At 38.5% G+C, this 15,695-nt stretch carries 14 protein-coding genes; 9 read left to right on the top strand and 5 right to left on the bottom strand.

The features are described from left to right. Positions 1–113 precede the first annotated feature (113 nt). On the top strand, positions 114–902 hold the full coding sequence (locus DP73_RS17420) for a carbon monoxide dehydrogenase accessory protein CooC (protein WP_034601206.1): 789 nt from the start codon (positions 114–116) through the stop codon (positions 900–902). A gap of 264 nt (positions 903–1,166) precedes the next feature. Continuing rightward, positions 1,167–1,694, top strand: coding sequence for a DUF1456 family protein (locus tag DP73_RS17415; RefSeq protein ID WP_034601204.1), 528 nt, complete (start codon positions 1,167–1,169; stop codon positions 1,692–1,694). 39 nt (positions 1,695–1,733) lie between these two features. Here DP73_RS17415 and DP73_RS17410 read toward each other — a convergent pair whose 3' ends face one another. After that, positions 1,734–2,774 carry an XdhC/CoxI family protein gene (locus DP73_RS17410; RefSeq protein WP_034601203.1) on the bottom strand — a complete coding sequence of 347 codons (1,041 nt, stop codon included), beginning with the start codon at positions 2,772–2,774 and terminating at the stop codon, positions 1,734–1,736. Between the two features lie 131 nt (positions 2,775–2,905). Then, positions 2,906–3,118 carry a hypothetical protein gene (locus tag DP73_RS17405; protein ID WP_034601200.1) on the bottom strand — a complete coding sequence of 71 codons (213 nt, stop codon included), beginning with the start codon at positions 3,116–3,118 and terminating at the stop codon, positions 2,906–2,908. 233 nt (positions 3,119–3,351) lie between these two features. Here DP73_RS17405 and DP73_RS17400 point away from each other — a divergent pair, with 233 nt between their 5' ends. After that, positions 3,352–4,149, top strand: a complete 798-nt coding sequence (locus tag DP73_RS17400) for an RNA polymerase sigma factor (RefSeq protein WP_034601199.1) — start codon at positions 3,352–3,354, stop codon at positions 4,147–4,149. 74 nt (positions 4,150–4,223) lie between these two features. Continuing rightward, the gene (locus DP73_RS24000; RefSeq protein WP_081963079.1) at positions 4,224–5,150 is read left to right on the top strand and encodes a DUF3795 domain-containing protein; all 927 of its coding nucleotides are present in this window, start codon (positions 4,224–4,226) and stop codon (positions 5,148–5,150) included. A 225-nt stretch (positions 5,151–5,375) separates the two neighbouring features. Here DP73_RS24000 and DP73_RS17385 read toward each other — a convergent pair whose 3' ends face one another. Then, entirely contained in the window at positions 5,376–6,329 is a 954-nt protein-coding gene (locus tag DP73_RS17385) for a DMT family transporter (RefSeq protein WP_034601198.1), read from the bottom strand. A 236-nt stretch (positions 6,330–6,565) separates the two neighbouring features. Between DP73_RS17385 and DP73_RS17380 the strand changes: the two genes are divergently transcribed. The 4 genes from DP73_RS17380 to DP73_RS17365 all read left to right on the top strand — a co-directional run bounded on the left by DP73_RS17380 (position 6,566) and on the right by DP73_RS17365 (position 12,460). After that, positions 6,566–7,390 (top strand): RMD1 family protein, encoded by an 825-nt coding sequence (locus DP73_RS17380; protein ID WP_034601197.1) that lies wholly within the window; start codon positions 6,566–6,568, stop codon positions 7,388–7,390. Between the two features lie 17 nt (positions 7,391–7,407). Then, positions 7,408–8,220: an RMD1 family protein gene (locus tag DP73_RS17375; RefSeq protein WP_034601196.1), complete on the top strand. Its 813-nt coding sequence runs from the start codon at positions 7,408–7,410 to the stop codon at positions 8,218–8,220. A gap of 157 nt (positions 8,221–8,377) precedes the next feature. After that, positions 8,378–9,850, top strand: coding sequence for a DUF438 domain-containing protein (locus DP73_RS17370; RefSeq protein WP_034601195.1), 1,473 nt, complete (start codon positions 8,378–8,380; stop codon positions 9,848–9,850). 279 nt (positions 9,851–10,129) lie between these two features. Continuing rightward, on the top strand, positions 10,130–12,460 hold the full coding sequence (locus DP73_RS17365) for a response regulator (protein ID WP_052090798.1): 2,331 nt from the start codon (positions 10,130–10,132) through the stop codon (positions 12,458–12,460). A gap of 67 nt (positions 12,461–12,527) precedes the next feature. Here DP73_RS17365 and DP73_RS17360 read toward each other — a convergent pair whose 3' ends face one another. Further along, on the bottom strand, positions 12,528–12,800 hold the full coding sequence (locus DP73_RS17360; RefSeq protein WP_034601194.1) for a hypothetical protein: 273 nt from the start codon (positions 12,798–12,800) through the stop codon (positions 12,528–12,530). A gap of 249 nt (positions 12,801–13,049) precedes the next feature. Here DP73_RS17360 and DP73_RS17355 point away from each other — a divergent pair, with 249 nt between their 5' ends. Beyond that, positions 13,050–14,219, top strand: coding sequence for an AI-2E family transporter (locus DP73_RS17355; protein WP_034601193.1), 1,170 nt, complete (start codon positions 13,050–13,052; stop codon positions 14,217–14,219). Between the two features lie 24 nt (positions 14,220–14,243). Here the strand turns inward: DP73_RS17355 and DP73_RS17350 are convergent, their stop codons facing one another. Further along, positions 14,244–15,482, bottom strand: coding sequence for a helix-turn-helix domain-containing protein (locus tag DP73_RS17350; protein WP_034601192.1), 1,239 nt, complete (start codon positions 15,480–15,482; stop codon positions 14,244–14,246). Between the last annotated feature and the right edge of the window lie 213 nt (positions 15,483–15,695).

Here is a 15,695-nt window from a genome sequence, read left to right as displayed (position 1 = left end):
GGGAGTTTCAGAGTTGATGAACTCATTAATAATTGACGAAACAGACTAACGGGGCTCTCACCTCCCAGAAGTAGAAGTGGGAGCCTACTATTCATAAAGGACGGGGTGAGTATATGAGGGAAAAAAGCCTTAAGATTGCCATTTCCGGTAAAGGTGGCGTGGGTAAAACGACGTTGTCGTCACTACTATGCTATCTTTACTCTCGAGATGGACAGAGAGTTCTGGCGGTAGATGCAGACCCGGATGCCAATTTGGGAACGGCTTTAGGCTTTCCTCCAGAAATGTTGGCAAAGCTAACCCCTATTTCTGAAGAGCGGAAACTAATCAAAGAACGTACCGGAGCTGAACCGGGAACGATTGGAGCTATTTACAGCCTTAATCCCCAGGTGGAGGACATTCCGGATACCTATGTTGCCGAATATCGGGGAATTAAACTTTTGCGGATGGGGTCAATTACCCAAGGAGGAACCGGCTGTGCCTGCCCGGAAAATACTCTCTTAAAAAGTCTCTTGGATCATATTGTCCTGGAAAGAAATGAAATTGCGATTTTAGATATGGAAGCAGGACTTGAGCATTTTGGACGGGGGACAGCCAGAGGTGTGGATGCCTTTATTGTTGTGGTGGAACCAGGACGACGCAGTATTGAGACAGCTCAGGCGGTAGTAAAACTTGCCAATGACCTAGGGGTACAAAATGTTTACGCCGTCGTTAACAAAGTGCATGAAGGGCAATTGGCAGAGCTAGAACAAGAGATTAACTTTCTGCCGATTTTAGGGCATTTTCCCTATGATCCTGTTGTTGTAGAAGCTGATTTTCGTGGCAAAAACCTCTTTGATCTAAGCGAAAGCTTTGTGCAAGAAGCTGAAAAGATCAAAGAGAAAATTGATTCGTTGCTTAGGTAGAAAAAAACCTTAAAAGCAAGGCCTCCATCTGCAGATTTAAGATAACTGCAGAAGGAGGCCTTGATAATTTAATTTAATTTAATTTGAAACCACTACAAAATCGTCAATGGCCTTTATGTTCTAATATTGAATAACTTATAGAATTGCTTGAATGATGATAGGAGAAAATAGTTCCATTAAAGTAGATATCGTGGTTGGATAGAAGTTGTTTTTGATCTCATGATATAATGTAAGATAGTTTGATAAAACTTAGGAGGATTTAGCATGGACAATAATGATATCCTAATTAGATTAAGATATGCTCTAAATTTAAGGGATAAGGAAATGGTAGAGATATTTAAACTTGGTGGAGTGGAACTGGACGAAGAAACAGTGAGAAAGCTGCTCATAAAATCAAAAGATGTTTATCGTTACTATAACGAAGTTGACGAATCTAACGACATAGAAGATGAGGAAGAAAACATAAAATGCAGAAACAGTACGCTAGAGTCATTCCTGAATGGTTTTATTATTTATAAAAGAGGAAAGCAAGAGCCTAAACCAGATCAAGCGGAACGGCCGGGGCTGAAAAATAATGACAATCCTAATAATATGTTGCTTAAGAAATTGAAAATTGCCCTATCACTTACCAGTGAAGACATGATCGACATCTTAAAAGAAACTGGAGTCATCGTAACCAAAGGAGAATTAGGCGCACTCTTACGAAAGGAAGGTCATAAGAATTTCAAAGAGTGTGGAGATAAATACGCCAGAAATTTCTTAAAAGGACTAGCTAAAAAATACAGGGGATAGACACCCTTTAGATTTTCTGGAGAGAAAAGGTTCAGATCATTATTGTGGGGAAGAGAGGGATCGTTTAACAGAAATGATCTCTGCCAGAATACTTATGGCAATTTCGGATGGGGTTTGAGCATTTATATCTAAACCGATCGGCGCCTTTAAGCTTGTCAAAGCTTGAGAAGAATACCCTTTCTCTTGCAAGAAGCTTACAATGGCGGCGATCTTTTTTGTGCTGCCCAGCATACCCACATATTTAGTCGGAAATTTGAGGATCTCCTTAAGGCATTCCGCATCCGTAGGATGGCTTCTCGTCGCAATGACCACATAAGTATCCCTGTTAGGTTCATATTTCTTGATCCCGGCAGCAAAATCACTGCAGATAACTGAATGGGCACCGGAGAAAAACTCAGGCAGGGCAAATGTGGGACGATCGTCAATTATCGATACCTGGAAATCCAGTGCCTGGGCATAAAAAGCAACTTGTCTGGCCACGTGGCCTGCTCCTAAGATTAATAAACGCTCTGTTTTTTTGACCGGATCCACGAACCAGCGATACTCTTCACTGTTTCCAATCACTTCCGCTGGCTTGCCGGAGAGGATTTCTTGCCTTTTTATTGCTGAGAGAACCAAATTGTTTTGAGGTTGCCCTAAGAGAAGATTGCCATTTGTATCAAAGATACTCTTGGAATATGGAGGAACCAGAGCAGTTAGCAACACCGCATCTTTTCCCCATTTCAGAAAATCCTGAAGGAATTGCCAGAAATTCTTATCTTGGATGGGTTCTAATAAAACATCGATAGTAGCTCCGCAAACTGAAAACTTATCAGTGTGGGCCTTCGGATTTATGGCTTGGTGAAAAATTTCAGCGTTAGTTTCTTCGGTGGACGTTAAGAGTGCTAAGGCTCTGTTGGTGATAAGCTTTTCCGCAGTTCCTCCTCCAATAGTACCAATTGTTTGGCCGGTGTCCATAACCAACATTTGCGTACCTAAATCACGGGGTGTAGAGCCCTCAGTACGAATAATAGTGGCCAGTATTGCTTTTGCTGGCGTAGCTTGCGCCTTTACAATAGCATTTAGAATAATTTCCTCCATAGAGCACCCCCATATTGTTGTTTCCGATATCAAACGGCGTTGGATTTATAGCATTTTTATTTGAAGAGAAATGAAAACTTTGAGACTTATCGATTCTCTAGTATCATAATCGGTTATTGTTCTGCTATTCATTAAGAAAGAATATATTCCAAGAGTTCTTTTACTTCAGTTGGAAGTAGAATTCCCGTACCGTTACATTCCTCACAAACAATGAGGGGTGGATCATCTTGTTTTCCTGGTAATTTCTTTTCAACAACGATTAATTTCTTGTGTGTCGGGTTCGCGGTTTTTCCGAGGCCAAAACACTTGGGGCATTTCTTATCAAGAACATAACTTTCAGTCATAGTTAACTTCCTCCCTCTTGATTGATATTATTAATAGCATCATATTCAAAGGGGCTATGAAAGAATCTTAATCGTGGTATTGAATTATTATATGGTGAAGCTGAGCTTTTCGATGGGATATAATATCTATTATTGCAATTCTAAAATGAAATCTGATGATTGTTTAAATCACATTGATACCCTCATGTATAATAATAAAAAACAAGAACTCCAGTTGGTAGAGGTGAGCTTTGATGTCGGAGGAATTAGAGAGCCAATTTGAGACATTTTATCACGAGTACTATGAAAAGTTGTTTAGGACGGCCTTTCGTCTAACGGGTAATAGGGAAGATGCCCAAGATGTCATTCAAGAAGCTTATATCAATGCCTATCGATCCTTTTCGAAGTTTAACCACGCTAGTTCCTTTGGAACTTGGATCTATAAAATACTGCTGAATTGTACCTATCGCTATATGACGAAACGTGATAAAGTTCCAATTCATATTATAACGGCTGAAAGAGGTATATCTGAAACAGAGTTTTGGGAATCGATGAAATCCAAGGAGTCTGTTGAAGAGCATGCTATAGTTGAAGACATCCGCGAAACCTGCCTGCAGCTGTTTCTGAACTGTATCCCTAAGAAACAGCGGATTGCCTTCACTTTGAAAATTCTAATGGAGTTATCAATTGAGGAAGTCGCCGATATTATGGATATATCTGAGAGTGCGGTTAAAATAAATGTCTATCGAGCAAAACAGCATTTGAAAGACAACATGGAAGACAAATGTTCGTTTATTGATCCGGAAAATCCTTGCCAATGTGGAAACTGGGTGAAGTATCTGATCGATAACGGAAAGATAGACCTTATTTCTTCCTATAACCCAGTAAGAAGGAGAAGTACTGCAGAAATGTCTTCGATCTGGACGGAAATAGATTTTTTGAGAAAAACAATTCGGCTGTATGATCAACAGCCGGGCCATACATCCTATCAAGAATTTAGGGAGAAAATCAGGGAAATCATTGCTCAACAGACTCTAAAAATACTTACATAATTATAAGTTGTTTGTAACTTTTCTCCTCTCTTTGTATCTAAGTAAGTAGAGCAAGAATTTGAGGAGGAAATGGAATGAGTAACAATCAACTGGAAGTGAATCTAAGACTAGTCAATCAAAAAGTTCAATTTATCGGAGTATCTGAATCTAACCCTGACTACCCACTTACCTTAGACTATTTACCGCCTCTTGGCGACGGGCAAGGGTTTCGAGGCTTAGAGTTATTTCTGATGAGTTTTACTGGGTGTGTCAGCACGGCAATGGTGGGTTTATTGCGAAAAATGGGAAAAAAGATTTCTGGGTTTCATGTTAAGGCCAGCGGGATACCAGGGGAAAACCCTTTATCACTCCAAGGGATCCATTTAAAAGTGATTCTTGAATCGCTAGATGCAGTGGATTCAGACCTTCAAAATGTTATAAAGCTAGCAGAGGAAATATCTCCAGTGTGGTTAGTGCTAAACAAGAATGTTGAAGTTAAGACTGAATATGAAATTGTCAGGATGGATCCGATTAAAATGACTTCGGCAGTCTGCGGACTATTTTGTCCATCTTGCACGGTATTCATTGCGACAAAAGAGGAACCAGAACGATTAAAAAAAATTGCTGTAACTCTAAATCAAACCATTGAAGAAACTCATTGTGAAGGCTGTCGTTCCATACCCAAAACAGCATATTGCAGTAACTGTAGGATGATAGAATGTGCTAGGCAAAAAGGAATCGAGTTTTGTGGTGAATGTGAAGAGTTTCCCTGTAAAGAAATTAAAACCTTCCAAGCTCTTAAACCCCATCGACTTGATTTATGGCAATCACACCAAAGAATCAAGGATGTCGGGTATGAACAATGGGCAAGAGAAATGAGTGAGCATTATTCCTGTCCAAAATGTCACACACTAAACTCTGCTTATGATTTGGTTTGCCGAAAATGTGGAAATGACCCAAGTTGTGCTTATGTGGGAATGAACAAGGAGGCTATTGTTAGTCATATTTCCAAAGTCGAGTAATCTTAAAGCTAGACAGAAACCAAGAACCTGGAAAGGGGTTAAACGCTTTTTCCGAGAGAAGGCAGATAAGTAAATTAAGCTAGGCTGGCTCAGGGTAACTCTGAACCTAGCCTAGCTTTAACATGTCTAATAGGTTAAATTGCTTATAATTTGTACTCTATTTGGGTGTTATCGGATTCTATACCAAGGAGCTTGAAACCAAATGAATTAGAAGATGAGCTATTGTTAAGAAGGAATTCTTCGCATGGTTAGCAATTCGAAATTAATAATCACTATGGCAAAAAGAGTTATTAAGCCACCGATAAGCTGAATAGGCAGAACGCTTTCCTTCAAAAAGAGGTAACCGCTGAGCACTCCAACAACGGGGATGAGATTTAAATAGATGGTGGTTAGAGCCACATCCAAACGCTTTAGAGCATATATGTACAATAAATAGCCGACAACGGAGCAGAAAACTGCCAGAAACAGAAGATTACTCAAAGCGGTAAGAGAAAAGGGTTTCCATTCTTGATACTCTAAAAGTGACAAAGGAATAAAGAATAAGGTTCCAAAGATAGTTTGGTAAGTAGTTAAAAATAAGCCGGAATATTTTCCTTGCAGGGACTTATTAACCAAAGTGAAAAATGCCCAGGATAGCATTGCAAGAATCATTAATAGATTGCCAAGAAAATGGCTGGAATTCAGTTCAACGCTGCCATTGCCTGTAACAGCCAGGTAAGAGCCCACGACAGCTATCACTACTCCCAGTAGTTTCAGTAACGATAATCTGCCTTTAAAAAACAGTACATCTAATACAATTGTAATAACTGGAACAACAGAGACAATCAGTGAAGCATTTGTTGCTGTAGAGAATTTGACTCCGATGTTCTCAAAGATGAAATAAAGGGTGATGCCAAAAATTCCGCCTAAAACCATTTTAGGCAGATCCGATTTATGTAGCTTCGCCTGGGGTTCAACCCTCTGAATGATAATCCAGAGCATCAAGGAAGCCATCGCAAAACGGATAAGTGCCATTGTTATGGGGGGGATTTCAACAACCGCTACTTTAATACTAACATAGGAAATTCCCCAAACTATTATTACCGCAAGCATCGCCAAATTGGCCATAAATTGTCCTCTTGAAAGAAGAGCAGAGATTCTCCCGCTTCCTTGCAGCTCTTTGTTTAAAACGCTTTTCATCATATTACCTCTGTTCTTGTGGTCGCAACCATTGATTCTGCTATTAATTAGATACCCTTAGTTAGTGATGTGTTTTCGAGTACGTATAATACTACCATAATTGGTGCTTCATTGGTAGCAAAAAGGAGATTCTACACAGGACCTGAATGTTCAGAGTAAAAAAAAGCTCTTACTGTATATACTACAAATATCAACTAATTGTCTCCTAATATTAAACAGAAAGCTAAGGGAATCCTATGAATGACTTGAACTTTAAAGCCTTTGCAGTAACCAATGAAATCGATCTGAACAAAATTGCCGTGGAATGTAATATTCGAAAAAAATATACTTGGGAGGAGCCTCTTCTGCTCCAAGACCAGGTGTTAAAAGTAATCCTGGGAGAGGAGCCAGGTAAAGACGAAAAGATCTTAGTTTTTTCTTTTGGGAGTATTGTTTTTATTAACTCGACTCAACAACATATCGAGATATTGATGCGCTACCTAAAAACAATAAAACCGGACGTAGATATAGGGCGTTATGATAGGTTTCAAGACGTCTATGTACTTCATCCGGTTGCGGGTGAAGAGATTGAATTTACAGATCGCTTTGTTCAGATTCCCAATATGGAGTTGTTTTATCCGGAATTGATTTCAATCGTGATTGCCAAATCTGTAGCCCTGGAAAAGATTGAAGAACAACTGGGTAAAATTCTGGATGATCTGGAAAGTAAGATTGATAACCTAGAAAAGGGAAAACTTAATATTGGACACAAAGAACTGGCTAAGACAACTTCAAGGATTGTCAGGCATGAATACAATACCATTGCCTATATTATGATTCTTGATAAACCCGATATTACCTGGATTAACAGTGATGCTGCAGACTTCTACGAGAAGATGGCAGAATTTTTTGAGTTGAACGATCGGTACGAAGTGATCAAAAGTAAGACTGAGATATTGAAAAGCATCATTGACGGGTTTGGAACGATAAGCCATTCCATACGCGGATTGTTCGTGGAGTGGGTAATTGTGCTGTTGATTGTTATTGAAGTTGTACTTATGTTATTTGATTTAATAAGGTAAAGACAGACGGGTGGAATATGGAAAAAATAGTATTCAATACTTATAAAGTAGCAGTAAGGCTACCTCTCCTGCGGATAGCCTCCTTTATTAATCTGAAGAAGGATGCTAGCTGGAAGGAATATATTAAACTTGATGGGGCAGAGGTAGAAAAAATCTTAAAATATGCTTCAGTCAACAAATCAGTCTACATATATAGATACGGCTGTATGACCTTTCTAAATTGTAACCAAGACGAGATCTCGATTGTTCTTGAGTATTTGAGAACTTTGTATATTGATATTGATTATGAATTGTTACATAAGTTTAATGAAACCCATGAGATCCCTGGTTCCAGGGATAACTTTGTAAGCCTGTGGCCAGAAAGTGAGCTAAACTTTCATTATCAACCCTTCGTGGATGATATAGTGGCTGGTGTCTTAGCAAAGTCCGTCGAGCTTTACAATATTGAAACCGAGCTTTCAGAGGTACTGGATGCAGCGGGTCATTTCATAAGTCATCTTAATAAGGGATATCTAAGGGCTAATACTAAAAAGGTGGTTTCAGTCCTTACCAAAAGTATCCGGTTTAAGTACAGGAGCATAGAAAGCGTAAAGCTTCTGGATCGACCTTCAGAATTTAACAAAACTATAGAATCAAGGCAGATATTTGACAGGCTCAGTGAGTACTTCGAAGTTAATAAACGTTATATTGTTCTAGCCAATCAAATCAATATATTAGATTCTATAACGCGAGAATATTTCAGTTTTAGAACCAAACAATCAGAGAGGAGGCTGCTGCTCTTTGAGATATTGCTCCTTGCCAGCTTTCCGCTTCTGCATATCCTGTCGTGAGTAACGGCTAAAGCCGAGTGCTCAGATAATTGTGTTCCCTTTCTATAGAGGGGTGGTTAAAGAGGGGTTTGAGTAATTTTAGGATATTTGCAAATAATGCTAAAGAATAGACTGCATTCAGCTTTAACAACCTAATAGATCTGAAAGGGTGAAGATAATGAGTCAACCAGTCCTAGACTTAACTCGGTCCTTATATGATTTAACTGAGGATTATCCCGAACTGATCCCAATTCTTCATGAAATGGGCTTAGAGGGAGCCGCGAACTCCATTCTTAGAAAAACTGTAGGGCGAAAACTACCCGTTGCGGAAGGTCTGAAACGTCACGGTATATCATTAGAAGAGGCAAAAAGCAAGTTAGAAGCTAAGGGCTTCTGCGTAGTTAGTGAAGATGATCCGTCGAAAAATCGCAAAGAACGCAGGGAGCAGCTTAAAGAAATTATTCGAGATATTCATCGTCAAGAAGATCCAGTAGAATTGCGGGAAAGATTTAAAGACTTATTGAGGGATGTAGGGGCTACAGAAATAGCCCAATTGGAACAAGAATTAATCCAAGAAGGATTACACGAGACGGAGATCAAATCTTTGTGTGATGTCCATGTAGCGGTCTTCGAGGAAGGTCTAAATAACCAAGTTGTGGAAGAGGTGCAAGGCAGGCATCCCGTTCATACCTTTAAAAAGGAAAATAGAGAGATCGAAAAGATAGTCATCGAACTTGGTAAGCTTTTTGACCTATTAAGCCAAAATGAAAAGACACCTGCTAAACATGATATAGTTGAATGGCAGCAACTTCATGAACGATTATGCGAAATCGAGAAACACTATAGCCGCAAAGAAAACATCTTATTCGCTTACCTTGAGAAACATGGTGTTAACGCTCCTCCAAAAGTAATGTGGGCAATACATGATGATATTCGTGCCCTTCTTAAAGAAGTCAGTAAGTTTTTGCAGGATCACCAGCCAAACAATCAAGAGGTTAAGCAGATGATCGAAAGAACTGCTCGCCCGGCTTTAAAAATGATCACAGATATGATTTACAAAGAAGAAAATATTATGTTTCCCATGTGCCTGGACACGTTAACGGATGTAGAATGGGCAGAGATCGTGGAGCAAAGTGCGGAGATAGGATATCTGGTTCATCCAGATATTGGCTGGAAACCCGTTGAAGTACCAGAAGGAGCAGCTGCATTGAAACAGCCCCACATAGCGGGCGGGGCACTCGGAGGTTCTGAGGCGGAGATATCTTTTGAGACAGGGGTACTCACTCAGAAACAATTAAATCTTCTTCTTAATAACTTACCTGTGGACATTACCTTTGTGGATGAACAGGACAGAGTGAAGTATTTTACATTTGGCAAAGAACGTATTTTCCAACGCAGCAAGGCTATCATTGGTCGTCAAGTACAAAACTGCCACCCGCCGGATAGTGTACATATCGTGGAAGAAATTTTAGAAGATTTCCGCAGCGGTAAAAACGATGATGCTAAGTTCTGGTTGCACCTAGGAGATAAATATGTTTATATCCAGTATTTCGCACTGCGTGATGAACAGGGCAATTACGCCGGAACTATCGAGGTTTCTCAGGATATTCAGGGGATTCAACAGATTCAGGGTGAAAAAAGGATCTTATAATTGAAGAGGCAGTATTAAAGATTATTTAAGTCTTGAACCAAAAATTTAATATTATTGAAATCAACAAAAGTAGCGCCAGTCAGATTAAAAAGTCTGATTGGTGTCTTTATTTGTATTAAAACAGAAATAAAAGAAGGAAAAACAAATAAAATGTTGAATTTCAATGAAGTAAGAAAGGTACCAAACACCCATTTCTCTGTGTTTTGATTAATAGGGGATTTTTGTTTCCAGTATCCTGGAACCGGCTTATAAATTTTAACATATTATGGGGGGTAGAAAATGTCCAGATCTGATGAGCAAAAGACAGAAAAACAAGTATTTGAGAACTTTTTTACAATAAGCCAAGATATGTTGGGAATAGCTGATATGCAAGGGATTTTTATTAAACTCAACAATTCATGGAAGAATATACTAGGAAATACAGATGTTCTCGAAGGTAAGAATTTTCTAGAATTCGTTCATCCGGATGATATAAATATTACAGTTGCAGCTTTCAAAGTTCTTAAAGAGAAACATGAGTTAAATTTTATGAGTCGATATCAAAGTAAAAACAACTGCTTTAAAGATATTGAATGGCATATGCAGATTTATAAGAAAGTTATTTATATTACAGCAAGAGAAATTTCCAAGCAGAAAAAGTTAGAATTAGAAATGGAAAATGCCAATAAATTCTTAAACTCAATTATTGATGCTATTCCGGATGTGATTTTTTTCAAGGATAGAGACAGTAAGTATTTAGGGTGTAATAAATCTTTTGCCGAAAAGGTCGCAAACGCTAGTAAGAATTCGGTGATTGGCAAAGGGGATTTTGACTACGTAGATGATTTAGTGGCAACTCGAAATATATTACAAGACAAGGAAGTTATGGATTCGCAACAGAGCCGATTTAATTACATAACCTTGAAAACACCACAAGGGATTGGATATTTTGAAACAATTAAAAGTCCTTTGTATAACGAAAACGGAGAAGTTATAGGGGTCTTAGGTATTTCACGGGATATTTCTGCTAGAAAAAGCATTGAAGAAAAGCTTCGAGTAAGTGAGGAGAAAAAAAGTCAATTCTTAGCCAACATGTCCCATGAAATAAGGACACCCTTGAATGGAATTGTAGGATTCATAGAACTCCTCTCCGATATGCAACTGGAGAGTGAACAAGCTACTTACGTAGGTGAGGTCAAAGCTTCTTCGGACGCCTTGCTTTTGTTAATTAATAATATCTTAGATTTCTCAAAAATCGAAGCAGGGATGTTGTTAATAGACAAAATTCCCTTTAATTTACACAACCTTGTGGAAGAAGCAGTTTCTCTATTCTCGCCCAAGGCTTATAAAAAAGGAATCGAAATCGGTTCATATATTGCAACTGGAGTCCCTCGTGGAGTTCAAGGAGATCCAAGCAGATTGAGGCAAGTATTAAATAACATTATCGGGAATGCTGTAAAGTTCACCGATGAGGGTGAGGTTGTTGTTAAAGTAACCGCGTTAAAGGAATGCGCTGAAAAGGTACTCTTGCAAATAGAAGTTCAGGATACAGGCATCGGCATGTCAGAAGAAACAAAGAAAAAGTTATTCCAGATCTTTATGCAAGCGGATGCTTCAACAACCCGAAAATATGAGGGGACTGGTCTGGGGCTTTCGATCTCCAAAAAGATACTAGAATTGCTTGGCGGAGATATTGAAGTAGTCAGTGAGTTGAACAAAGGCAGCAGATTTATCATGACTCTTGAGCTGGAGAAAGGGATACCTGAAGATGAGCACCAAAGAATGTCTTCTTATACCTACAACAACTTGGACAAACTGACGGTGATGATTGTCGATGATAATCAGAGCAATAGGATGATCTTCCAAGAATATCTACGCATGTCAGGTTGTAAGGTAATTAATGCACAAGATGGGCAGGACGGACTTGCAATACTAAGAGATTTGCCCCCTGAAAGTTTGCCTCAAATAGTACTTGTGGACTATATGATGCCCGGAATGAGTGGGTATGAATTTGGAAGGCAGGTCTTTGAAGATGAGCAATTTAGAGATATCCGGTTAATTTTGATCACCTCTACAGCTCAAAAAGGAGAAGCCAGGTCAGCTAAAGACGCGGGGTTTTCCGGCTATATTTCCAAGCCTGTCCGAAAGATGGAATTAATTAAGATGATCTCGGATGTTGCCGCTTTAGAGACACGGGATGCAGTAAAAAATTGGGTGACAAGACATTCAATAAAAGAGCGACTGCAGTTAAAAAATGTTCGGATATTATTAGTAGAAGATATGATTGCAAATCAGAGATTAGAAAAGACTATGTTGAAAAAGCTTGGTTATTCTGTAGAATTAGCTATCAACGGTCAACAGGCTCTTGAAAAGTGTGATTCTGAAAAATTCGATTTGATCTTTATGGATTGTCAAATGCCTGTAATGGATGGTTATACAGCAACGAAAGAAATTAAGAAGGGGAGTATCTTTAACCGAAAAACTCCGGTCATTGCGATGACTGCCTATGCTATGGAGGGTGACCGTGAAAAATGTCTCGCCGCTGGGATGGATGACTATATTAGCAAGCCGATCACAATCTTAGGTCTTGAAGGGATAATCCGTAAATATTTAACTCTTGAATCTTTCTAGATCGATTAAACACAAGTAGACATCAAACACCCTTGGAAGGTTTAAACTCCCAAGGGTGGTTTTGATATTACATATTAACAGCCTTAGTTTGGGACGTTATCTTGTCTGACCTGCTAATAATATGGTTTACCACTTTGACAACAGTAGCCGGTGAATAGGTTAGTATAACAACACGAAATTCTCTGGAATTTTCACCATATAATACTCTTAGAATTCCTAATACTTTAGCTTTTGTATCAATGAATCCAGCCTCATCATTCGCTATACGAGAATCAGGCATACAAAGCTGTTCGATTTTATGGGATAATTGTAAAAGTTCTGTAAGGTAATGGAAATGCATAGGAGCCTCCTTAGAGTTGATTTATCACAAATACGCACGCTGTTATTATACGCAGATCGCCTTTATTTGTGTTTAAACTAAGCAATCAATTAAAACCAAAATGGTTCGAAATACAAGGTTAAGGTTTTACCAAGGTAGTCATTGTCAATGATATATAGATAAGGTACATTAAGATAAGCTTATTAAGGCAGTAAAAAACATGGCAGTGCTATAAATAGTATTTTAATAGAGATGGGTGTGGAGGTTACAATGAAAATCGACTGGAATCGGCAATACACTACGATTGCTATGTATAGCTTCATTGTCGTTGCGTCAAGTATACTGTTCTATCTTACTATGTCAGGACTGGAATACTTCAATCGAATATTGGCAGGTTATTATTCCGCCCTCTATCCCTTTATTTATGGGTTCATAATTGCTTATCTGGTGAATTTCCTATTAAATTTCATCATAAAGCTTTTAGGGAAAATTCCGGCAATGAAAAGAATGAAAAAATCCCAGTTCCATATGCTTTCGATTCTCCTAGCATATCTGATTTCAGGTTTTTTTGTCTATCTCTTCCTAGCCTTTATTTTTCCCCAGCTTATGGCTAGTGTCATAGGGCTTGTCCGCAACATCCCAGACTATGTGCGATCTGCGGCAGAATATATCGAAACTATTTCTGACGATATTCTTCTTCCGCCGGATGTTGTAGATTTTATCAATAAACGCTTAGACGAGCTGGCGATTTTTATTAGCGAGATCGCACGGGATCTGGTTCCCATGGTACTATATTTTCTTCGCAGCACAGCTCTCTCCCTTTGGAACGTATTTCTCGGCATCATCATCTCCATTTATATGCTGGTAGAAAAAGAACGGTTCATCAGTATGGCGAAAAAAGTAAACTATGGTGTATTCAGCGTTAAGACTGCAGATAAAATCATTGAGCTCTCAAAGCGCACTCAAAAGATATTTAGCCGCTTCTTGGGTGGGAAAATAGTTGACTCTTTGATTATCGGATTCATAGCGTTTATCGTACTGACCATCGTCGATATGCCCTATACGCTATTAGTTTCATTCATTATCACAGTAACTAACGTTATCCCTTTTTTTGGTCCTTTTATTGGGGCTATTCCCTCGGTGATCATCATCTTCTTCGAGTCACCGACCATGGCTTTTTGGTTCCTGATTTTTATTTTTATCCTTCAACAGCTGGATGGGAATGTCATTGGACCGAAAATTTTAGGAGATTCTTTGGGAATCTCTTCATTCTGGATTCTCTTTGCAATTCTTTTAGGTGGCAAGTTCTTCGGATTTATCGGCCTGATCATTGGTGTGCCGCTCTTTGTCCTTATCTACTCTATTATTAAAGAGGTTATAGAAATGCGTTTACAAGCCAAAGGACTTCCAATCGACACAAAAGATTATGGTAATGAATAGTGAGTCAGAATCACTGAAATAAACTTAGGGCAACTCAATTTTGAGAAATTCTAGGATTTTATAGGAAAGATAAAGTTGAAATAATACGTCACCATCATTCAAATCTACATCCAAAAGATCTTGGATCTTTGCAACTCTATGAAACATAGTGTTGCGATGGATTTTCAAACTATTGGCTGAGTCTTTGATGTTTTTGAAATTGCAGAGATAAGTGTAAAAGGTTAGCACATAATCGGTACTGTTTTCCCTATCATATTCAATCAGTCTTAACAAAGAACGATGAATCAACCTTTTTGCTTTTTCTCCATGGGAATAGTTGCTTATAAAATCAAAAATAATATAATCTTCGTATTGGTAGAAGTGTTGTTCACTATCTATATAATTTCCTAATTTTATCCCTTCGAGTGACTCAAAGTAGTGCTCTTTGACCTCCGTTAATTTTGAAAATGGGCGACTGATGCCTGCCAGCAGATTATTGGTCTTAATAAATTCTTTTAAAGATTTTAATTCTATCTCTTTAAAATGCCTTTCATTGTCAAAACTGGCCAGTATTATTATGTTTTGCTTATAGACTATCGCTTTAGCATAAGAAAATTTATGTTCAATTTCATCCCTTATGTAAGGCAGGGTTGACCTTGATTTATCAAGATTTTGTATATCAATGCTTATAACAAACAGCTTGCTTTTGAATTTTAAGCCTAAGATTTTTATTCGTTCAAGAATTATTCCTTCGTCTTCCAACTTACTATCCAACAAATCCTGCAAAAAGCTCTGATGAGTCAGTCCCTGTGGGACATCATACTTAGCTTTTTGCAATTCAATTGAAAATGCATCGCAAAGCAAGGCGACGACTTCCTTATCCCTTTCTTCAAAATCTCTATTATGAGCGCAAACCACCATATTGGCAAAATCCCTGTTGTTAATACGTATCTTCCCGATCAACCTGGGGTATTTGCAGTAGGGATCTGACCAGTAAAAAGGAACTTCATTGCTTGCAATTTGGCTAAATAAACTACTTTTTACATAGTATGAGTAGGTCTGGAAGATAAAGTAATTATTCATCTTAAGCTCGTTCCAGACAGGGTCATCAGTCACCGTTGTATTGCCGGTTGTAGCCAGTAGCTTTACACTGAAGTCGGTGATCGTAAAAGGGTTGCCCAGAGTTTTATACCCTAGATCAACCAGGGCTTGTAGGCCAGAATCGTTACTAAGTGTTTTGATTAAGCTCAAGGAAAGTTGAGACAGAAGGGAATTTTGTTCCATAAAGACCTCCTTGTCCTAGATCGAGTGCAAAATATACAGTCCACACCTTAAATTTTGTCATATTGCCCAAAGGTAATAGTTCGAAAAGAGCGAATATTAATTCATATATACAACTATACAACTATTCAGAAAAGAAAGGGGATTAAGGTTACTAATATTTTAACATGAAACATTGGATGAACGTAATTGATTAACGCAACCGATTATTCAAAA

The organism is Desulfosporosinus sp. HMP52 (assembly GCF_000765145.1).
GTDB lineage: Bacteria > Bacillota > Desulfitobacteriia > Desulfitobacteriales > Desulfitobacteriaceae > Desulfosporosinus.
This window is presented reverse-complemented; position numbering and strand designations above follow the sequence as displayed.